Origin of the sequence: Dyella jiangningensis (genome assembly GCF_003264855.1) — a bacterium.
Classification (GTDB): Bacteria; Pseudomonadota; Gammaproteobacteria; order Xanthomonadales; family Rhodanobacteraceae; genus Dyella; species Dyella jiangningensis_C.
Window position 1 is genome coordinate 71684 of record NZ_NFZS01000004.1, and the last position, 19843, is coordinate 91526.

Sequence of the window (19843 nt, forward strand, 5' to 3'; positions counted from 1 at the left end):
CATGGCCGCGCTTTACCCCCTTGAACCGCGTTGAAGCGTCCATGGAAGGAATCCACCCCTCCAGACGTATTGAAAGGTGACGTGTGAATTCGAGCGACGCCATGCGCGAAGGTTTGATTGCGTTATTGCCACGCCTGCGTCGCCTTGCCCGGGCGCTCGCGGGGCAAATGGACGACGCCGATGACCTGGTGCAGATCGTGCTGGAGCGTGCACTCGCACGGTCCGGACAATGGCGACCGGACGCGGCGCTGGACAAGTGGGTGTTCGCGATCGCACGCAATGCATGGCGCGACGAACTGCGCGCACGCCACCGTTCGCAGGCTCTGTTCGCGCCCGAAGAAGCGGGCGATGCGGTGGCCGACAACGCGAACACGCCATCCGTGCAGAAGCTTGCACTTGCGAAGGCGCTGGCCGCACTGCCGCCGGACCATCGGGAGGTCGTGGCCTTGGTGCTGATTGAAGGCATGTCGTACAGCGAAGCGGCCGACATGCTCGAAGTGCCCGTGGGGACAGTCACCAGCCGCCTGGCACGAGCCCGTACCGCCCTGCAGGCCCATCTTGGGACAGAAGCATGAATCCGATCGATGACGACATCTTGCAGGCCTACGTGGACGGTGAGCTGGACGCTGCCAGTGCAGCGGAGCTGGACGCCGCAATGGCACACGACGCGGCCCTTGCCGAACGGGTGAAACGTGCGCGCGACTTGCGTGCGCAGCTGCGGTCCATGTTCGATCCTGTGCTGGAAGAACCGGTACCCGAGCACCTGTCCACATTGCTTCGCCCCGCAACATCGAAAGGGTCGAATCCGGCCGAACCGCAGACTGCATCGGCGAGCAAAGACACGCTGGGCAACGCTCGCCGCCATGCTGCCCGTCGCCGACGGATGCTGGGAGCGGCCTTGGCTGCATCGATCGTGCTGGCCGCCATGTCCCTCTGGTGGTGGCGCCCTGATGACGAGCTGACGCGCATGCAGAGTGGCCAGGCCTATGCGGCGGGCGCCCTCGCCCACACGCTCGATCAGGCCTTGGCGAGCGAACCGGATGCGCGTGCCCCTATCGCCATTGGCCTGAGTTTCCGCGGCGCCGACGGGCACGTCTGCCGCACCTTCGTCGTACGCACGCCACCATCGCGCGCTGGCCTTGCATGCCATGATGACTCGGGCTGGGCCTTGGCTGTGCTTGGCCCGGCGATGTCATCGGAAGGTGGAGAATGGCGACAGGCCGCCACCTCACTGACGCCGGAAGTACAAGCCGCCGTCGATGCGCGTCTCAACGGCAGTGTCTTCGATGCAACGCAGGAGCGCGCCGCGCGCGACGCCGGCTGGCGTTAGCGCACGCCGTCTCTACGCCGGGAAGCCCGAATGCGAAAGCGTCGACACGGCTGTCAGGGAGTGGATGCGTACTGATTCGTACCGGGCGTGATGCTGTCCTGACGCTTCACAAAGCACGGGAACCCTGATCAATCACGCGGCGGGAACCAGACCTTCTGGATCTTCCCCTCGCGTACCTCGTACACCGCCAGGGCTTTGGGTTGTCCCTTGTCCGCGGGAAGACCCATCACCTGCTCTTGATCCACCACCACCGCGCCATTGACCACGCGCTGGATGATTTCCACGCGGAATGCTTTCGGCTTGGCTTCGAGAAAGGCGTAGGCTTTTTTCAAGGCCGCCGTGCCCAGGACGACGGGACGCTTTCCGCTCAGGTCGGTGACGGAAACGTCGTCGGCGTAGCAGGAGGCAAACTTGGCGACGTCGTGTGCGTTGTATGCATCCACCTGCGCCTGGACGACCGACACCGGATCGTCAGACGTGTTATCGCAGGCCACGGCAGACAGCGGACACAGCATTGCCAGCATGCATAGTGAGAGTGTCTTCGTACGCACGAACATGTTTACTCCCAAACGTGGGGACCAAGAGAACCGCGGCGGCCTATGCCTCGCGACGAAAGAACGTATCCGATAGCGCATCCGATCAGCTGATCTCATTCACCAGCATCGCGTTGCCGGCCATATCGTAGAAGGTCATGGTCATGCCGACGGCATCGACTGACCATTTTTCGATCCCACTTTCCGCCAGGCCACGGGACATGTCCATGTAACCGGTCTCGCCCAGTTCGTGTCGGCGTAAGTGTTGAAGAAACGATTCGGGTTGGCTCACATCAGCGATGACCAACGGGTTGTGCACGGGCGGGGAAACGATCGTGTAGCCGTCTTTTCCGAAGTATTCGGAATGACCGTCCGCCACGTAAGACTCGTAGTGTTCGACGCCAATGGCGTGCAGCGACCGCACGTACAGCGCGAGCGTCTTGGCCTTGCCGAGGCGCGCATGAAGTTCGTCGATCTGCTGCAGGGTGAACATCGATCATGTCCTCCGGTGTCCAGCGGCCGTGCCCGTCGCGAGCAGCTTCCGCGCCACTTTCCAGAGCCGTCGGGTTGCCAGGGTACAACGATCAGCATGTGCGCCGTTCTCTCCTGCCAACCCGCGCCCCGGGGCGCAGCCTTGTTGCCCGACCCAAAAATGTTCGTTAACGAACATTGACACGCAATTGTTAGAGTGATATCACAATAGGCAACGGGATAGCCGTTTCACGTGGGGGACGTGTCGTGGATAAGTTCTGTTCGCCGTACGATCGTCGTCGTCTGTGCCTGGCCATTGCGCTGGGGCTGGCGATTCCGCTTTGTTCACAGGCCGAGACTGCGCCCGGCAGCGGTGCCACTTCGGCCAGTGATGCCGCGAACCAGCCGGCTGCCGACAGCGGACAGGATGCCGGGGCATCGTCCCGGCAGGCACCGGCCAACCCCACGCAGCTGGGTACGGTCATCGTCACGGCCAACAAGCGCGACGAGCGACTGCAGGATGTGCCCATGGCGGTGTCGGTGCTCGACGAAGCGCACCTGGAACGCCAGAGCGCGAACAGCTTCGCCGACTACGCGACGCAGATGCCCGGCCTCAACACCATTTCCAGCGGACAAGGCTGGACGCAGCTGGTGCTGCGCGGCATCACCTCGGGCAGCCACCAGCCCAACGCCACCGTGGGCACCTATATCGACGACACGCCCTACGGATCGAGCACGATCTATGCTGCCGGCAGCATGCTGACGCCGGATATCGATCCCAGCGACATCGAGCGCATCGAAGTACTGCGTGGACCACAGGGCACGCTTTACGGTTCGAACACGCTCGGCGGACTCGTCAAGTTCGTGACCACGCCGCCCGACACCACCCAGGCGAGCGGACGCATCGGTGTCGATGCGAACAGCGTCGACAGCGGCGGCAACGGTTTCGGCACGCACGCCATGGCCAATATTCCGCTCATTGCCGACACGTTGGGTCTGCGTGTCAACGCCTACGCGCGCACGGATCCCGGCTTTATCGACAACGTGAACACGGGCCAGAAGGAAGTGAACGAGGCCAAGGTTCGCGGCGGCCGTGCACAGCTTTTGTGGACGCCCAGCGAGAAGGTATCGGTGCGCTTCTCTGCCCTCGCGCAGAACCTGAGCAGCGATGGGCTGGCCAACGGCGGCATCGATCTCGATCCGAATACGATGCAGCCCATCTACGGCTGGGACAAGCAGAACCGCGCCGCCGGCACGGGCATGTTCAAGGTGAAGTATCGCCTGTATGACCTGTCCATCAGTGACGACATGGGCTGGGCCACGCTGTACTCCACCACCAGCTACGGCACGCTGCGGCTCAACCAGAGCCAGGATCTGACGAGTCTGTTCGGGCCCATGCTCAACACGATCTTCGGCGTGCCGAACGGCGGCTACGCCGAGGTGCAGCCGATTTCCCTCAACAAGGTGACGCAGGAACTGCGCCTGCAGTCGCCCGCGGACCAGGCGTGGGAGTGGCGCACGGGCCTGTTCTTCACGCGCGAACACACGGTCGATGGACAAACGATCACCAGCTTCGACTACAACACCGGGGCACCGATCGCGCTGCCTACGCTGGGCGTCGTTTCCGTGGGCCCGGCCATCTTCAAGGAGTGGGCCGGCTATGGCGACCTGACCTGGCACGCCACCGATCGCTTCAGCATCCTGGTGGGCGCGCGCTACAGCAGCGACCAGACGACGTACACGCAGACGAATACGGGCATCCTGACCGGCGACTCCAGCTTCACCACGCGCGGCAGCGATCATCCCGTCACCTACCTGTTCAATCCGAGCTACAAGTTCAGCGATGACGTCATGGCTTATCTCCGCGTGGCATCGGGTTTCCGTCCGGGTGGTGCGAACGTGGGCGTGCCTCCGGGGCTCGGCGCACCGCTCACTTTCGATCCGGACAAGCTCACCAACTACGAGCTGGGCCTGAAGGCGCTGATGCTCGACCGGCGCATGAGCGTCGAGCTCAACGCGTTCTACATCGACTGGTCCAAGGTGCAGCTGACGTCGACGGCCGGCGGTTTCAGCTTTCTCGGCAATGGCGGCAAGGCGACCAGCGAAGGCTTCGAAGCCAGCTGGCGCTACAACCCGGGGCGCGGCCTCACGCTGTGGGCCAACGCCACGTATACCGATGCCAAGCTTGCACAGGACAACCCGCCGGGCAGCGTGTACGGCCTGAAGGGCGATCCGTTGCCGTACGTGCCGAAGTGGAACGCGAATCTCGGTGTTGACTACAACTTCCCGATGGGATCGTGGTCCGGCTTTGTCGGCGGCAACTTCAGCTACGTCGGCCGCCGCGCCGCCGAATTCAATACGCAGCCAGCACCGCGCTACTACCTGCCGGGTTTCAACGACCTGAACCTCTACGCCGGCGCCAACGTGGGCAACTGGACGTTCAAGGTCTACGCCAAGAACCTGGCGAACAAGCACGGCATTACCTCGGTGTGGCCGGAAACGCAGAGCTCCATCGCAAGCCCCTTCAATGCCACGGTGCAGACGCCACGCACGATCGGCGTGTCCGCCACCGTGGATTTCTGAAGCACCCACCGATCTCGGGATTGCCAACATGACGGGACCACTGAAGCGTGCCGCGGCGCTTGTCGCGTGCCTGGGCATGGGTTTGGGCATCGCGCAGGCGCAGGGCACGCCCGAGCCTGCATCGAACAGCAGCACGGCCTCCTCTGCGGCCAACGCAACACCTGCGATGACGGAGGCGGATGTCGGCAGCTTCTTCGACGGCCTGATGCCTTTTGCGCTTCGGCGCAGCGATATCGCCGGTGGCGTGGTCGTGGTGGTAAAGGACGGACAGCTGCTGTTCGCCAGGGGCTATGGCTATGCCGACCTCGCCACGCGCGCGCCGGTATCGCCCGACAGCACGCTGTTCCGTCCTGGCTCGACGTCCAAGCTGTTCACCTGGACGGCGGTGATGCAGCTGGTGGAACGCGGATCGCTGCAGCTGGATCGCGACATCAACGACTACCTCGACTTCAAGATCCCGCCACGCGATGGCCGCCCCATCACGCTGCACGATCTGCTGACGCATACGCCGGGCTTCGAGGATGCCGCACGCGACCTGCTTCCGGCATCCGTCGATGACGTGAACCTGGAGCATTACCTCAAGGCGCACGTGCCGGCACGCATCTTCCCGGCGGGCGATCGCGTGGCGTATTCGAATTACGGTTGCGGTTTGGCCGGCTATATCGTGCAGCGCGTGTCGGGCGAGCGGTTCGAGGACTACATCGCCCATCACGTCTTCGCGCCGCTGGGCATGACGCACTCCACCTTTGCGCAGCCTTTGCCGGCCTCGCTGGCGCCCTTGATGTCCAAGGGCTACCGCACGGCGTCCGACGGCAAACCGCAGCCATTCGAGGCCGTGGATCCGGCGCCGGCCGGCGCGATGAGCGCCACCGCCACGGATATGGCGCGCTTCATGATCGCGCAGCTGCAGGGTGGCCGCGTCGGCGATGCGAGCATCCTCAAGCCCGAAACCGTCAGCGCGATGCACGAGCAGCACTACACGCCGGCACCGGGCATGCCGGGTTACGGCCTGGGTTTCTACCGGGAAGACCGCAACGGACTGCGCATCGCGGGACACGGCGGCGACACCGTGGTGTTCCACAGCGACTTGCATCTGCTGCTGGACAAGGGCGTCGGCATCTTCATGTCGTTCAACAGCGCAGGCAGCCCCGATGCAGGCGGTGTGCGGATGGTGCGAGCCGCCATCTTCCATGGCTTCCTCGATCGGTATTTCCCTGCCCCGCTGCCGGCGCAGAAGGTGCTGGCAAGTGCGGCGCGCGATGCATCGAAGGTGGTCGGCTGGTATCAGATGACGCGTCGCAACGACAGCGCGTTGCGCCTGTTCTCGTTGCTGTCGCAATTCCACGTTGCCGCCGATGCGGACGGCACGCTGACCGTGTCGCCCATGCTGAGCGACGATGCGGGCAAACCGTTGCACTGGCGTGAAGTGGCGCCGCTGCAGTATCGCGAAGTCAACGGCCGCGACCGGATCCATTTCGTGACGCGCGCCGATGGCAGCATCGACTACTGGACCACCGATTACCTCCCTGCCATCACGGTGTTCGGGCGCGTAGCCGGGTCGCACGGCGCCGGCAACGTCATGCCGCTGCTCGGCCTGTCCATGTTCGTCGTGCTGGCAACGTTGCTCATCTGGGCGATCGGGCCGGTGGTGCGCCGCCACTACGGCGCGACGCTTGAACTGCCACAGGCCGTGCGTCGTTTCCGCCGCCTCTCCCGTCTCGGCGTGCTGGCGATGTTCCTGGCCGTCGCAGGCTGGTTCGCGCTGGCGGCGGCCATTGGCGCCAACGAGAAACTGCTGCTGCATGGCTCGGCTGCACCGTGGATGGTGCTGCTGTACGCGCTTGGCGTCGTCGCGCTGGTCGGCGTCATCGCCATCGTGGCGCACGCCGCCAGCACGCTGACCCGAGGGCACCGCAGCCGCTGGGTGACGTTCGGCGAAACCGTGCTTGCGCTGGCGGCGCTCTATCTCGGCTGGTTCGTCCTGGCGTTCGGGCTGGTCAGCTTCAACACGCACTTCTGAGGAAAGCGATCATGACCGGGCCGTCGTCCGTGGTATTGGAAACACACATCGAGAAGCTGCCGCTCAAGCAGCCGTTCCACATCACCGGTTATACCTTCACCGAATGCGATGCACTGGTGGTGACGCTGCGTGATGGCGAGCTCACCGGTCGCGGGGAAGGCCTGGGCGTCTACTACCGACATGACACGCCGACGGCGATGATCCGTCAGGTGGAAGCCTTGCGCGGCCTGATCGAAGGCGGCGTGACGCGTGAGCAGGTGCTGAGCCTGCTGCCTGCCGGCGGCGCGCGCAACGCACTGGATTGCGCGCTGTGGGATCTCGAGGCCAAGCGTCGAAACGCCTCCGTGTGGCAACTCGCGGGCATTGCCGAGCCGCGACCCTTGTTGACCACGTACACGCTGAGCGCGGATGCGCCGGCCGAGGTGGAAACGGCGGCGCGCGAGCTCAAGGGTGCGAAGGCGATCAAGCTCAAGCTCACCAACGACCCGCTCAACGCCGAGCGGGTAAAGGCGGCGCGACGAGCCTGTCCCGATGCATGGCTGATGGTGGACGCCAACCAGGGGTTCACACGCGACACCTTGCGCGATGTGGTGCCCACCTTCATCGACGCCGGCGTGGCGGTGATCGAGCAGCCGTTTCCGATCGGGCAGGAAGCCTTGTTCGACGGATTCGACTGCCCCATCCCCTTTGCCGCCGACGAGAGCGTGCAGGATCGCAGCGATCTCGCCAGGCTCGTGGGGCGCGTTCAGATCATCAACATCAAGCTCGACAAATGCGGTGGACTCACCGCGGGCCTTGCGCTCGCTCGCGAGGCAGGCAAACTGGGGTTTCAGCTGATGGTGGGAAACATGGGTGGCACGTCCTGGTCGATGGGGCCGGCCTTCGTGCTGGGCTCACTGTGTTCGGTGGTCGACCTGGACGGGCCGATGTTCATCCGTGCAGACCGAAACCCCGCCATCAGCTACCAGGAAGGTCGCGTGTGGTGCCCCGATGAAGTCTGGGGCGGCCCTCGCAACGTGGCCGCGTAGCATCCACCGAAGCGAGATCGAGCATGTCCAAGGCAGCACCGGCAGGTCGCGAGCGTCAGTTCCTCGGTCATCCGATCGGACTGACGGTGCTGTTCCTCACCGAGATGTGGGAGATGTTCTCCTTCTTCGGCATGCGCGCCCTGCTGGTCTACTACATGACCAAGCGCCTGGACATCACGCAGGAATACGCCTCGCTGATCTATGGCGCCTATGCGGCGATGGTCTATTTCACGCCCGTGCTCGGCGGCCTCATCGCCGACCGCTGGCTGGGCAAGCGTCGCGCGGTGGTCGTGGGCGGCGCCACCATGGCGCTCGGCCATTTCATGATGGCGTCCGAGCCGCTGTTCTATCCGGCGCTGGTGACCATTGCGCTGGGTAATGGCCTGTTCCTGCCCTGCCTTGCCAGCCAGATCGAAGGGCTTTATCGCGAAGGCGACGTGCGCAGCAAGAGTGCGTACAACATCTACTACGTGGGCGTGAACCTCGGTGCGTTCCTCGCGCCGCTGGTATGCGGCTTCTTGGGCGAAGCCTACGGCTGGCATTGGGGGTTCGCGGCAGCGGGCGTCGGCATGCTCGTTTCGCTGGTGATCTATGTAGCGGGCCTTCGGCATCTGCCGGCGGAGCCCGCGCGCCTGGCGCAGGTGAGGGAAACCCGCTCCCCCATGAGTCACGCAGCGCGACGCCAGCTGTTCTTCCTCATGGGCGTGGCCGCCATCGTCGTGGTGTTCCGCGGCGCGTACGAACAGGTGGGCAACACCATTGCCTTGTGGGCGGATGTGGGCGTGGATCGACAGGTAACCACGGCGTGGAGCCTTCCCATGGCGTGGTTCCAGGCGCTGGACCCGCTGGTCGTCTTCGCCGCCACGCCGTTGCTGGTCGCCCGCTGGTCGCGGCTCGCCAAGCGTGGCGTGGACACACCATCGCTCTACAAGATGGCCTTTGGCGCGGCGGTGGTCGGCGCGTCGTACCTGGCGCTTGCCGGCGTGGCGACGTGGACGGAGGCACGCGGCGTCCACGCCCATTGGGCGTGGCTGGTCGGCTGGTTCGTACTCATGACGCTGGGCGAGCTCTACATCCTTCCCGTGGGCCTTGGCCTGTTCGGACGCATGGCGCCGGAAGGCTTGCGCGCGACCTGCATCGCCATCTGGTTCTTCGCCGGTTTCTTCGGAAACCTGCTGGCGGGAGCGTTGGGCACGCTGTGGAGCAAGCTGCCGCATGGCGCGTTCTTCCTGGTCATTGGCGGCGTGGCCGGCGGTTCGGCGGCCCTGCTTCTCATGCTGGGTGTTCGCGTGGGACGTGACCAAATGCGTGATAATCCGGCCCACGCCACCATGGCGTCTCCGTGAGCCCCATCGCATGTCCAAGGACCTCAAGCAAAAGCTCAAGGAAAACTGGGAGGGCTACACGACCTCCGAACGCAAGGTGGCGACCTACCTGCTGCACAACATCCGCGACCTGCCTTTCGAAACGGCCACCTCGGTAGGCAAACGCGTAGGCGTCAGCCCGATGACCGTTGGCCGCTTCCTGCGCTCGCTGGGTTATGGAAGCTTCGGCGATCTCAAGGAGGAGATTCGCGGCGACAACACCTGGCGCCATTTCTACAAGCCGCAGGAACAGGCCAAGGACGCCGACGAGATCGACTCGCACCTGCAGGCGGAGACGCGCGGCCTCGCGAGTGCACACGCACTGGCGCGCAGCAAGGCGTGGAAGAACATCATCAAGCTGCTGGTCTCGGCTGATCATGTATCCGTGGCGAGCTTCCAGCACAGCACCTTCCTCGGCCTCGGCCTGGCGAAGCTGCTGCAGCAGGTGCGTCCGCGCGTGATCTTCAGCGACGGCTCCGATGCCGCCTACCTCGACCTGCTGCTGGACTCGAACAAGAACAGCTGCGTCGTGCTCATCGACATGCGGCGCTACTTCAGGCAGTTCCGTACCATCGCCGAACGCGTGGTCGAACGGAAGATCCCGCTGGTGCTGATCACCGATACCGATTGCTACTGGGCACGCGAACTCACGCCGCACGTGCTGATGGTCGAAGCCAGCGAGGTATGGCACAGCTTCAGCGCCGTCTCCAGCCTGTTCAGCCTCATCGTGGCCGACGTGAGCAAGGAACGCGGCGATGTGATGGACCGCCTCAGCGAGATCAACGAACTGCGCCAGGATCTGGTGGGTTACCTCGGCGCGGCGCCTGGTAGGCCGCCGAAGGCGCGATAAGCGGATATCGATGACGTCTGCCGGAAGGCGGATGCGGACATCCGTCAGGCGTTGGGATCTAGCCGGCAAATCCCGCCGCGGCCCAAATGGGGCCTCACGACATGGCGAGCGGTACATATCTGCTTCGCGCTCATGCGGCCTTTAGCGTGCGAAGTAAACGAGCCACTGAAGAAAGTATCCGACGTGGAACAACAAGAAGAGACCGAGCAGCCACAGCAGTCCCCGGGCACGGCGAGTGCGCAGCAGGTAATACGGCAGGTATGGCAGCCAGAATACGAATATCAGGAAGTCAAATTCGAATGGCCGGTAGATGTCTTCGCGGCCTCGGCAGTCCAGGTCGATCCAGACAATGAGAAGCAACACGAAGACCAGCGAATAGATCGCTTGAAATGGTGCCCCCACGGAGTACCCAAGACCAAACAGCACCGCCTGATAGCACCCAACCACGATCGACAGCCCCACAAGGGCCGCAAGAACCAATCGGCTACTCAATGCCATGAATCCCCTCCCCAGTTGGCGATCGTCACGGCGATGCGGCCGGATGTTCAAGCCGCCCGGATCGCGCGTCAACAGCATGTGCCTCCCGGGGACTAATGCGCCACCGGTTGCGCCCGCCAGGACTTCGCCCATCCCGACGGTTTCGGCCCCATCACGAAGTCGAGCTTTCCGCCGTCCATGATCTGCTGATAGGTGATGACCGGCGCATCCAGTGGCTTGCCGTTGAGCATGGCCGACTGGATGTACACGTTGTCGGTCGAGTTGTTCTTGGCGGTGACGATGAAGCTCTTGCCGTTGCCCAGCTTCAACGCGAGGCGCGTGAACAATGGGCTGCCGATCATGTAGTCGCCCGACGCCGGGTTGAGCGGATAGAAGCCCATGGCGGTGAAGACGTACCACGCCGACATCTGGCCGCAGTCTTCGTTGCCGAGGATGCCGACCGGTGTGTTGGCGTAGGCGCTGGCGGCGATGTCGCGCACGCGGGCCTGGGTTTTCCAGGGTGCGCCCATGAAATCGTAGAGGTAGCCGTAGTGATGGCTTGGTTCGTTGTCGTGATGGTTGTGCCCATCGCGGAAATGGGCATCGAGTTTCGCCTCGGCCGCCGCCGGTCCGCCAAGCAGTTCGATGGTGCCCGGGATGTCGTGCAACGCGGCGAAGAGGTAGGCCCACTCATCACCCTCGGTCCAGCCATCCGAGGGCGACGCCCATGAGCCATCGGCGCGGCGCGCCTGCATGAAGCCGCGTGCCGGATTGAACAGCAGGCGATAGTTGGACGCGCGCCGCATGAAGTAGGCGTAATCGTCCTCGTGCCCGGTAGCCTGGGCCACGCGAGCAACCGCGTAGTCGTCGTACGACTCTTCGAGTGTGCTCGATGCCGATTCGGCCACCTTGTCCGAAGGCAGGTAACCGAGCTTCAGCGCATAGGTCAGGCCGGCGCGCGCTTCGTAGGGCGTGTGGGGCTCGCGGTCACGCCATTGCCGCGTGGTGTCGCCGTCGGGAGGCGTCATGGCGTCCTTGCGCACCGCGGCATAAGCCAGCTGCCCATCGAAACCGCGAAACCCTTTGACGATCGCTTCAGCCACCAGCGAGTCGGCATGGGTGCCGATCATGATGTTGGTGTACGAAGGATTGGGCCATTTGGGCATCCAGCCGCCTTCGCGGTAATCCTGCAGCAGCGCCTGGATCATGCCGTCGATCCGCTCGGGTGCGAGCAGCGTCAACAGGCTGTGTTCGGCGCGGAACGTATCCCAGATCGAATAGTCGGTATACGACACGCCATCGTGCACCTTGTCGTCGAACGCGCTGTAGTAGCGGCCGTGCTCGGAGAACAGGCGCGGATACAGCAGCGCGTGATAGAGGGCCGTGTAGAAGATCTGGTGCTGGTCCGCCGTTGCACCGTCGATATCGAGCAGGCCCAGCTTCGCGTTCCATGTGTCCTTCAAGGATTGGCGCCGCGCATCGAAGTCCCACGCGGGAAGCTCGGCATCGAGGTTGGCCTGGGCCTGGGCGATGCTGATGAACGAGGTGCCCACCTGCGCCTCGATAGGCTCGCCGCGTTGCGTGTCGAACGATACGTAGGCTCCCACGTTGCTGCCTTCCGCATCGCTGCGCCCCTGCACCTCGGCGGCCTCGCGGTAGACATGCGACGCCTTGATGGGTTGCCTGAACCGGATGACGAAGTAGCCCTTGAAGTTGGGCAGCGCCAGCGGGCCGAGCTGCGCATCCTGACGGTCCGGGTTGTAGCCGCGGATTTCGCGGTGCGCTGCATCGACCTCGACATAGCCGCGAACGCCCGGACGCGTCGCCTCGACGAGCACCCCTGCCCGGCTTGCCTTGGGAAACGAGAAGCGCAGGTAGCCGCAGTGGTCGGTTGCCGTCATTTCCGTGCGAAGCCGGCGCCCGTCACCGGCCTGCATGGTCACCGCGTAGTAAGCGGGCGAAGCCGTTTCGTCCTGGCGGGTGAAGGCAAGCCTGCGCGCTTCCGGCGTGTACGTCGCATCGTCGAGTTCGGGCATCAGGGTGACGTAGCCGTAGTCGCCCATCCATATGGCCGGCTGGTGCGTGCCGATGAAGCCTTCGATGTGGTCGTCGGCGTAGTTGTAGGCACTGACGCTGACGCGGTTCTGCCGTGTCTGCGCCGTCCAGTTGGTCATGCCGAACGGCGTGGTGACGAGCGGCATGGTGCCACCGTATTCCGAGCCGGTGCCCGCCGTGCCGATATAGGGATTGACCCAGTCGATGGGTGTCGGCGTGGACGCGTGAGCCACCATGAAGGGCATGGAAAGACAGAGCAGCGCCAGCACGCGCGTCACCCTGCCATGTTTGAAGAAGTCACCTGGATGGAATGCCATCGAACCTGGGCCGGATAGAGGTTTGAAGTCCCGATGAATCCCACCGTCTCGTGGTTCGCAAACGGGGGAATGAATTGCCCGAAAGACTAGCAAGCTCTGGCGTGCGATTGCGCGCTTGGCCGACGACTAGTCCGCCGCTGCGCCGATCCGGCGTCGTCACGTCGAATTCCTCTCCGTCCGTCGCCATACGAATGCCGCGCGTGCAGCGACTGCGTCTGCCTTGATCCGATGACGCCGGCTCGCATGCGCTACATCGACCGCCACGTCCTGCCGTGGGGCTCGCTTCCGACGAGCACGAAGGACACCGCGACCTCCGTCGCGTTATCTCGTCAGCCAGCAACCTCGCAGCGTTAACACCCGAGGGTTATTGCGATTTCCGCCATGAAACCCCGGCCCTATGGCCGATGGCGGACACCCGCCGGGGCGCGTATGTTGCGCGGACGCATATGCCAGATATGCGTACATGCGCGGACGCTTATCGGTGCAACCGATAGCAGCGTTCAACAAGGGGCGCGGTCACCTAACGAAACGAAAGGGAGACCAGTGTTATGCAGACTCGACTGCTTCTAGCAGCGGCGGCCATGGCGTTTGCTTCGTACGCCTTCGGCTCTTCCCCAACGACATTTCAGATTCAGCGTGGAGCGACCACGGTACCGACGACCACAGCACTTGGCGGCGCGTCGTTGACGGCCCTGGAACTGGACCCGGCGATGACCGCCGGTGATGCCGATTCGGGCGATGGTGATGGCCTTGGGCCCGAGCCCGTGGTCAATCGCAGCATCAGCAAGGGACATGCCGGCAGCAACCGGATGGGCAATGCGAAACGTGCCAAATCAAGCCCGGAGCTGTTGGGCGGGTTCAATGGCCTCAATCTGCATGACCAGCGTTACGCCAACGGCGGCAACCAGTTTTCGGTGGAACCGCCTGATCAGGGCCTTTGTGCGGGCAACGGCTTCGTGATGGAAAGCGTCAACGACGTATTGGCGATCTATGACAACGCCGGCAACAAGCTCGTCGGGCCAGTCGACCTCAATACGTTCTACGGCTATCCGGCGGCGATCAACCGCGGCACCGGTGCCTACGGACCGGAAATCACCGACCCCTCCTGCTACTACGATGCGAACACGCAGCGTTGGTTCCAGGTGGTGTTGACGATCGATCGCGTGGGTACGACGTCGTTCCTGGCGGGAACCAACCACCTCGACATCGCGGTCAGCACGACCTCCAATCCCACGGGTTCCTGGAACATCTATCGCTTGCCGGTGCAGAACAACGGCACGCAGGGCACCCCGGACCACGGCTGCGCTGGTGGATATTGCCTCGGCGACTATCCGCATATCGGCGCTGACGGGAATGCGATCTTCCTGACCACCAACGAGTTCTCGTTGTTCGACGACGGCTTCTACGGCGCACAGATCTATGCGATCTCCAAGCAGTCGCTGGCCGCCGGCGCGCCAGCGAACGTGGTGCTGTTCAACGGCGGCGATCCGAGCATTCCGGCTCCCGCGTTCACGGTCTGGCCGGCCATCTCTTCGGGCGGCCAATACGCTACGGCACAGGGCGGCACGGAGTATCTGCTCAGTTCCGACGCCGTGTTCTACGACTCCGGCGTATCGAACACCATCTGGTTATGGTCCGTGTCGAACACGCAGGCCATCAATACCATGCCCGCGGGCCTGGCGTTGAACGTTTCGCCGCTCACCGTGCAGCAATACGCCGTGCCGAGCAGCCTGGCGCACCAGAAGCCGGGCAATACGCCGTTGCGTGACTGCTTCGCCACACCGAGTTGTGCATCCGTCCTCGGCTACCCGAGCATCGTCTATTCGACACCTCGCGACCTGGCGGTGAACGACTCTCGCATGCAGCAGGTGAGCTACGCCAACGGCAAGCTCTGGGGCACGTTGGATACCGACGTGCTGCTGGGTGATGGCAGCCATGGTTCGGGCATCAACTACTTCGTCATCAACCCGAACTCGGGCGTGCTCTTCGCCAATGGCACGCTGTCCCTGCCCGATGCAAACCTCACCTACGGCGCGGCAGCCGTCACGCAAAGCGGACGTGGCGTGATCGCGTTCACCGTGGTCGGCCCCAACGACTATCCGAGCGCCGGCTATGCCAGCCTGGATGCGAAGATCGGCGCCGGCGATGTGCATATCGCGGCGGCGGGCGCCGGTCCGTGGGACGGCTTTACCGGCATCCCGTATCTCGGTGGCGGTCGCCCGCGCTGGGGCGATTATGGTGCGGCCGTCGTCGACGGCAACACCGTCTGGCTTGCCTCCGAGTACATCGCGCAGACGTGCACGCTGGCCCAGTACATGGCGCCTCCCTTTGGCCAGTGCGGTGGCACGCGCGGTGCCCTGAGCAACTGGGCGACGCGTATTTCGGCCATCGGTCTCTAAGCGTCAACCGAGCATGGCAATGGGGCGTGATGGGACTACCCATCACGCCCTTTTCTTTGCGTGCAGGACGTCCACTGCGATCACAAGGCATCGCCAAAGGATCAAAAGGCGCAGGCCAAGGCTACCGCCAGCCCGCGCCTACTCCTCGAACGGCTTTTTGCCCAAGGCCTCGACCATGTAATCCACGAAGCAGGTGATGCGCGAGGCCAACGTCGTGTTCCGGTAGTAGACGGCGTTGACGGATTGGCGGACGTCCAGCGTCTGCCTGGCAAATAGCTGCACCAGTCGACCCGATCGCCGGTCTTCACGCGTCAGGAAATCGGAAAGGCAGACGATGCCCAGGCCGGCCAAGGCCATCTGGCGGAGCGTTTCGCCGCTGGACGACGCAATGGTGGGCGTGATGTGGAGGATGTTTCCGTTGTCATCGCGCAGCGGCCAGTCGTTCAGACTGTCGGGCTGGGTGAAGCCGAGAAGATCGTGCTGCGCCAACTGCGCGGACCGGGTCGGAGTGCCACGTCGCTTCAGGTAACCGGGACTCGCCAGCACGCGCACGCGACTGGTGCCGAGCGACCGTGCGTGCAGCGTGGAATCCTTCAGGACACCAATGCGAAACGCGACGTCGGTACGCTTTTCGATCAGGTCGATGATGCCCTCGTTGGAGTTGAGCTCCAGCTCCACTTCCGGGAAACGGGCACGGAACCCGGCGAGATGAGGCACGATGACGTGCAACACGAACGGCGTCGCCGCATCAACGCGAAGGCGTCCGATCGGGCGCAGGCGCCGTGCCGCCATCTGTTCTTCCGCCTCGTCCACCGAGGCGAGGATGGTGCGGGCGTGCTGCAGGAAGGCCGCGCCCTCTTCGGTGAGCTCCAGCCGGCGCGTGGTGCGCGTCAGCAGCGTGGTCTGCAGCTTCTCTTCGAGGCGGCTCAGGGTGCGACTGGTGGCCGAGATGGTCAGCTCCAGTTGCTCCGCGGCCGCGGTGATCGAACCCGTGTCCACGACGGCCACGAAGGCCTGCAATTCGTCGAGGGTCGTCTTCATTGTTTACTTCAATTCAATAGTATTTCGCTTATACGCGGCTTAATCCGCAAATGTAAAGCGATCAGACTGCGCTCCATCGATTCTTTCCCGGATCCCAGTCATGCCTCTCGCACTGCTTGCCCTGACCCTGGCGGCCTTCGCCATCGGCACCACGGAGTTCGTCATCGTCGGCCTGATCCCGACGATTGCCGGTGACCTCGGCGTGGGCCTTCCCTCGGCCGGCCTGCTGGTCAGCCTCTACGCCCTTGGCGTCGCCATCGGCGCGCCCATCCTGTCCGCGCTGACCGGCCGCGTGCCGCGCAAGACGCTGCTCGCCGCGCTGATGGCGCTGTTCACCGTCGGCAACCTCGTCGCATGGCAGGCGCCGAACTACGAATCGCTGATCGTCGCCCGCGTGCTGACCGGCCTCGCGCACGGCGTATTCTTCTCGGTCGGCTCGATCATCGCGACCACCCTCGTGCCGAAGGAAAAGGCCGCGAGCGCGATCGCGACGATGTTCAGCGGCATGACCGTCGCGTTCGTCGCCGGCATTCCGCTCGGCACCTTCATTGGCCAGCACTTCGGCTGGCGCATGACCTTCCTTGCCGTTGCCGCGTTTGGCGTGATCGCGCTGATCGGTGCGCTGGCCCTGGTGCCGAACAACATCCCGCATGCCACGCCTGCACCGCTGCGCCGCCAGATGCGCGTACTGCTGGAACCGCGCCTGTTGCTGGTCTATGCGATGACGGCCGTGGGTTACGGAGGCTCGCTGATTGCCTTCACCTTCCTCGCGCCCATCCTCGAAGACATCGCCGGCTTCAAGCCCGACATGGTCGGCGTGGCGCTGCTGGCGTACGGCGTGTCGGTCGCGATCGGCAATGTGTGGGGCGGACGTCTCGCTGACCAGCGCGGTCCGGTGAGCGCCCTGAAGATCATCTTCGGACTGCTGGCCGTCGTGCTGCTGGTGCTGACCTTCACTGCGCCCAGCAAGCCGCTGGTGGTGTTGACGGTGCTGGCGTGGGGCGCCGTGGCTTTCGGCAACGTGCCAGCCCTGCAGGTGTATGTCGTGCGGCAGGCCGAACACGTGGCGCCCGAAGCCACGGATGTCGCCGCCGGCTTCAACATCTCCGCATTCAATCTCGGCGTGGCCGGTGGTTCCTGGGCCGGCGCGCAAGTGGTGAGTCATCTCGGCCTGGCGCATACGCCGTGGATCGCCGCACTGGTGACGCTCGGCGCCTTTGGACTGACCGTACTCGCTGGCCGTCTGGACAACCGCACCGCGTCGACCCAGCTCGCACAAGCCTGATTCCCCTCCCCTACATCGACCTATTCCCTCAGGAGCCTCCATGAGCATTCCAACCTTTGGTGTCGGTACCTTCCGCCTGACCGGCCAGACCGTCATCGACTCGGTGCGCACCGCGCTGGAACTCGGCTATCGCGCCGTCGACACCGCGCAGATCTACGGCAATGAAGCCGAGGTTGGTCAGGCCATCGTCGACAGCGGCATCGAGCGCGACGAGCTGTTCGTCACCACCAAGATCTGGACCGAGAACTACGCGAAAAACAAGCTGGTACCCAGCCTGCGAGACAGCCTGGAAAAGCTGCGCATGCCCTATGTCGATCTCGCCCTGATCCACTGGCCGGCACCCGGCAACGGTGTCGATCTGTCCGAATACATGACCGCGCTGGCCGAAGCGAAGGCCCTGGGCCTCACCCGGCAGATCGGCATTTCCAACTTCAACATCGAGCTGACGAAACAAGCGATCGCGGCCGTAGGCAAGAACGAAATCGCCACCAACCAGATCGAGCTGAGCCCCTACCTGCAGGGCCGCAAGCTGACCGCGTTCCTCAAGGAACAGGACATCACGGTCACGTCCTATATGACGCTGGCCTATGGCAAGGTACTGAAGGACCCGGTGCTGGCGAAGATCGCGGACAAGCACCACGCGACGGTGGCCCAGGTGGCGCTGGCGTGGGCGCTGCAGCTTGGCTATGCGGTGATTCCCTCGTCGACCAAACGCGAGAACCTCGCCAGCAACCTGCTTGCCCGCGACCTGCACCTCGATGCAGACGACATGGCGAAGATCGCCGCGTTGGAGCGTGATGGCCGCGAAGTGAACCCCGCTGGCCTCGCGCCGGCGTGGGATTGATCGCAGCGGTCGATCGCACGAATCGGCGTTGCCCCCCGGCACCAACGGCTGCACGACGAAACGGGTTCGCCGAGCGCACGTCACCCACTCTACTCATCGACCGGCATGCATGTGCCGGTCACGGAGACCCTCATGTCTGATACATCGGATGCCCTCTTCCAACCCTATGCGCTCGGTGGCCTCGAACTGCCCAACCGCATCGTTATGCCGCCGATGACGCGCTCCCGCGCGAGCCAGCCCGGCGACGTACCCAACGAACTGATGGCCGCGTACTACGCGCAGCGCGCCAGCGCCGGCCTGATCGTCAGCGAAGGCACCTGGATTTCGCCGCTAGGCAAAGGCTATGCGTGGACGCCGGGCATCCATTCGCCGGCGCAGGTGGCCGGATGGCGCAAGATCACCCAGGCGGTGCACAAGGCCGGCGGGCGCATCTTTGCCCAGTTGTGGCACGTCGGCCGCCTGAGCCACACCAGCCTGCTCGATGGCCAGGCGCCGGTCTCCTCTTCGGCCATCCAGGCCGAGGGCGTCAACGTCTTTGTCGCCGAGAGCAACGGCACGCCCGGCTTCGTGCAGGCGTCCAAGCCGCGCGCGCTCAAGCTGGAGGAAATCCACGCCATCGTCGATGACTACCGCCAGGCGGCGCGCAATGCCATGGCGGCCGGCTTCGACGGCGTCGAGCTGCATGCGGCCAATGGCTACCTGGTCAACCAGTTCATTGACTCCAACGCCAACGATCGCACCGACGCCTATGGCGGTTCGCTGGAGAACCGCCTGCGCTTTCTCGCCGAGGTCACGCAGGCGCTGATCGAAGGCACCGGCGACAAGCGCCGCGTCGGCGTTCGCCTGGCGCCGCTGACCACGCTCAACGGGTGCGCCGATGCCGACCCGGAAACCACCTATCTGGCCGCGGCCAAACTGCTGGGCACGCTCGGTATCGCCTACATCCATTTCGCCGAAGCCGACTGGGACGATGCCCCGCACATGCCGGTCGAGTTCAAGCGGCAGCTGCGCGCCGCTTTCCCCGGCACGCTGATCTATGCCGGCAAGTACACCGCCGAGCGCGCCCGCATCGCGTTGAACGAAGGATGGGCCGACCTGATCGCGTTTGGCCGTCCGTTCGTGGCCAACCCCGACCTGCCGGAGCGGCTGCGTATCGGCGCGCCACTCAATACGCATGACCGTGCCACGTTGTTCGGCGGCAGTGCGCATGGATTGACGGACTATCCCGCGCTCGCTGCGGCCTGAG

At 64.2% G+C, this 19843-nt stretch carries 16 protein-coding genes; 11 read left to right on the forward strand and 5 right to left on the reverse strand.

The genetic code is table 11. The features are described 5' to 3' along the window. Positions 1 to 83: 83 nt before the first annotated feature. The gene (locus CA260_RS12945; RefSeq protein WP_111983504.1) at positions 84 to 575 is read left to right on the forward strand and encodes an RNA polymerase sigma factor; all 492 of its coding nucleotides are present in this window, start codon (positions 84 to 86) and stop codon (positions 573 to 575) included. Then, positions 572 to 1330 (forward strand): hypothetical protein, encoded by a 759-nt coding sequence (locus tag CA260_RS12950; protein WP_111983505.1) that lies wholly within the window; start codon positions 572 to 574, stop codon positions 1328 to 1330. Before CA260_RS12945 ends, CA260_RS12950 begins: the two co-directional genes overlap by 4 nt. 128 nt (positions 1331 to 1458) lie before the next feature. Here the strand turns inward: CA260_RS12950 and CA260_RS12955 are convergent, their stop codons facing one another. Next, complete coding sequence (locus CA260_RS12955; RefSeq protein WP_172461839.1) at positions 1459 to 1854, reverse strand: nuclear transport factor 2 family protein; 396 nt, start codon at positions 1852 to 1854, stop codon at positions 1459 to 1461. A 115-nt stretch (positions 1855 to 1969) separates the two neighbouring features. Then, positions 1970 to 2356 carry a DUF1398 domain-containing protein gene (locus CA260_RS12960; protein ID WP_111983507.1) on the reverse strand — a complete coding sequence of 129 codons (387 nt, stop codon included), beginning with the start codon at positions 2354 to 2356 and terminating at the stop codon, positions 1970 to 1972. A 245-nt stretch (positions 2357 to 2601) separates the two neighbouring features. Here CA260_RS12960 and CA260_RS12965 point away from each other — a divergent pair, with 245 nt between their 5' ends. The 5 genes from CA260_RS12965 to CA260_RS12985 are packed head-to-tail and all read left to right on the forward strand — an operon-like array spanning position 2602 to position 10179. Then, positions 2602 to 4917, forward strand: a complete 2316-nt coding sequence (locus CA260_RS12965) for a TonB-dependent receptor (RefSeq protein WP_111983508.1) — start codon at positions 2602 to 2604, stop codon at positions 4915 to 4917. Positions 4918 to 4945: 28 nt separating this feature from the next. Further along, a complete protein-coding gene (locus tag CA260_RS12970; RefSeq protein WP_111983509.1) occupies positions 4946 to 6937 on the forward strand; it encodes a serine hydrolase domain-containing protein in 1992 nt (663 codons plus the stop codon). 11 nt (positions 6938 to 6948) lie between these two features. Beyond that, positions 6949 to 7965, forward strand: coding sequence for a dipeptide epimerase (locus CA260_RS12975; protein WP_111983510.1), 1017 nt, complete (start codon positions 6949 to 6951; stop codon positions 7963 to 7965). A gap of 23 nt (positions 7966 to 7988) precedes the next feature. After that, entirely contained in the window at positions 7989 to 9311 is a 1323-nt protein-coding gene (locus CA260_RS12980; RefSeq protein ID WP_111983511.1) for a peptide MFS transporter, read from the forward strand. 10 nt (positions 9312 to 9321) lie between these two features. Continuing rightward, the gene (locus CA260_RS12985) at positions 9322 to 10179 is read left to right on the forward strand and encodes a MurR/RpiR family transcriptional regulator (RefSeq protein WP_111983512.1); all 858 of its coding nucleotides are present in this window, start codon (positions 9322 to 9324) and stop codon (positions 10177 to 10179) included. A 141-nt stretch (positions 10180 to 10320) separates the two neighbouring features. On the opposite strand, the gene CA260_RS12990 is transcribed toward CA260_RS12985, so the two are convergent. Beyond that, on the reverse strand, positions 10321 to 10755 hold the full coding sequence (locus tag CA260_RS12990; RefSeq protein WP_146745349.1) for a hypothetical protein: 435 nt from the start codon (positions 10753 to 10755) through the stop codon (positions 10321 to 10323). A gap of 14 nt (positions 10756 to 10769) precedes the next feature. Next, positions 10770 to 13028 (reverse strand): GH92 family glycosyl hydrolase, encoded by a 2259-nt coding sequence (locus tag CA260_RS12995; RefSeq protein ID WP_202864095.1) that lies wholly within the window; start codon positions 13026 to 13028, stop codon positions 10770 to 10772. A 710-nt stretch (positions 13029 to 13738) separates the two neighbouring features. Here CA260_RS12995 and CA260_RS13000 point away from each other — a divergent pair. After that, a complete protein-coding gene (locus CA260_RS13000; protein WP_238149756.1) occupies positions 13739 to 15427 on the forward strand; it encodes a hypothetical protein in 1689 nt (562 codons plus the stop codon). 138 nt (positions 15428 to 15565) lie between these two features. Here CA260_RS13000 and CA260_RS13005 read toward each other — a convergent pair whose 3' ends face one another. After that, complete coding sequence (locus CA260_RS13005; RefSeq protein WP_111983515.1) at positions 15566 to 16468, reverse strand: LysR family transcriptional regulator; 903 nt, start codon at positions 16466 to 16468, stop codon at positions 15566 to 15568. A gap of 100 nt (positions 16469 to 16568) precedes the next feature. On the opposite strand from CA260_RS13005, the gene CA260_RS13010 reads away from it, so the two are divergent. The 3 genes from CA260_RS13010 to CA260_RS13020 all read left to right on the forward strand — a co-directional run bounded on the left by CA260_RS13010 (position 16569) and on the right by CA260_RS13020 (position 19842). Further along, positions 16569 to 17753, forward strand: coding sequence for an MFS transporter (locus CA260_RS13010; protein WP_111983516.1), 1185 nt, complete (start codon positions 16569 to 16571; stop codon positions 17751 to 17753). A gap of 40 nt (positions 17754 to 17793) precedes the next feature. Next, entirely contained in the window at positions 17794 to 18597 is an 804-nt protein-coding gene (gene dkgB, locus CA260_RS13015; RefSeq protein ID WP_111983517.1) for a 2,5-didehydrogluconate reductase DkgB, read from the forward strand. A gap of 132 nt (positions 18598 to 18729) precedes the next feature. Next, positions 18730 to 19842 carry an alkene reductase gene (locus CA260_RS13020; protein WP_111983518.1) on the forward strand — a complete coding sequence of 371 codons (1113 nt, stop codon included), beginning with the start codon at positions 18730 to 18732 and terminating at the stop codon, positions 19840 to 19842. Position 19843: the final 1 nt, after the last annotated feature.

What these genes read in the sequence shown, in the direction of transcription:
- CA260_RS12950 (WP_111983505.1), top strand. Translation starts at nt 572, where the DNA reads ATGAATCCGATCGATGACGACATCTTGCAGGCCTACGTGGACGGTGAG.
- CA260_RS12955 (WP_172461839.1), bottom strand. Translation starts at nt 1,854, where the DNA reads ATGCTGGCAATGCTGTGTCCGCTGTCTGCCGTGGCCTGCGATAACACG.
- CA260_RS12960 (WP_111983507.1), bottom strand. Translation starts at nt 2,356, where the DNA reads ATGTTCACCCTGCAGCAGATCGACGAACTTCATGCGCGCCTCGGCAAG.
- CA260_RS12970 (WP_111983509.1), top strand. Translation starts at nt 4,946, where the DNA reads ATGACGGGACCACTGAAGCGTGCCGCGGCGCTTGTCGCGTGCCTGGGC.
- CA260_RS12975 (WP_111983510.1), top strand. Translation starts at nt 6,949, where the DNA reads ATGACCGGGCCGTCGTCCGTGGTATTGGAAACACACATCGAGAAGCTG.
- CA260_RS12980 (WP_111983511.1), top strand. Translation starts at nt 7,989, where the DNA reads ATGTCCAAGGCAGCACCGGCAGGTCGCGAGCGTCAGTTCCTCGGTCAT.
- CA260_RS12985 (WP_111983512.1), top strand. Translation starts at nt 9,322, where the DNA reads ATGTCCAAGGACCTCAAGCAAAAGCTCAAGGAAAACTGGGAGGGCTAC.
- CA260_RS12990 (WP_146745349.1), bottom strand. Translation starts at nt 10,755, where the DNA reads ATGCTGTTGACGCGCGATCCGGGCGGCTTGAACATCCGGCCGCATCGC.
- CA260_RS12995 (WP_202864095.1), bottom strand. Translation starts at nt 13,028, where the DNA reads ATGGCATTCCATCCAGGTGACTTCTTCAAACATGGCAGGGTGACGCGC.
- CA260_RS13000 (WP_238149756.1), top strand. Translation starts at nt 13,739, where the DNA reads ATGACCGCCGGTGATGCCGATTCGGGCGATGGTGATGGCCTTGGGCCC.
- CA260_RS13005 (WP_111983515.1), bottom strand. Translation starts at nt 16,468, where the DNA reads ATGAAGACGACCCTCGACGAATTGCAGGCCTTCGTGGCCGTCGTGGAC.
- CA260_RS13010 (WP_111983516.1), top strand. Translation starts at nt 16,569, where the DNA reads ATGCCTCTCGCACTGCTTGCCCTGACCCTGGCGGCCTTCGCCATCGGC.
- dkgB (WP_111983517.1), top strand. Translation starts at nt 17,794, where the DNA reads ATGAGCATTCCAACCTTTGGTGTCGGTACCTTCCGCCTGACCGGCCAG.
- CA260_RS13020 (WP_111983518.1), top strand. Translation starts at nt 18,730, where the DNA reads ATGTCTGATACATCGGATGCCCTCTTCCAACCCTATGCGCTCGGTGGC.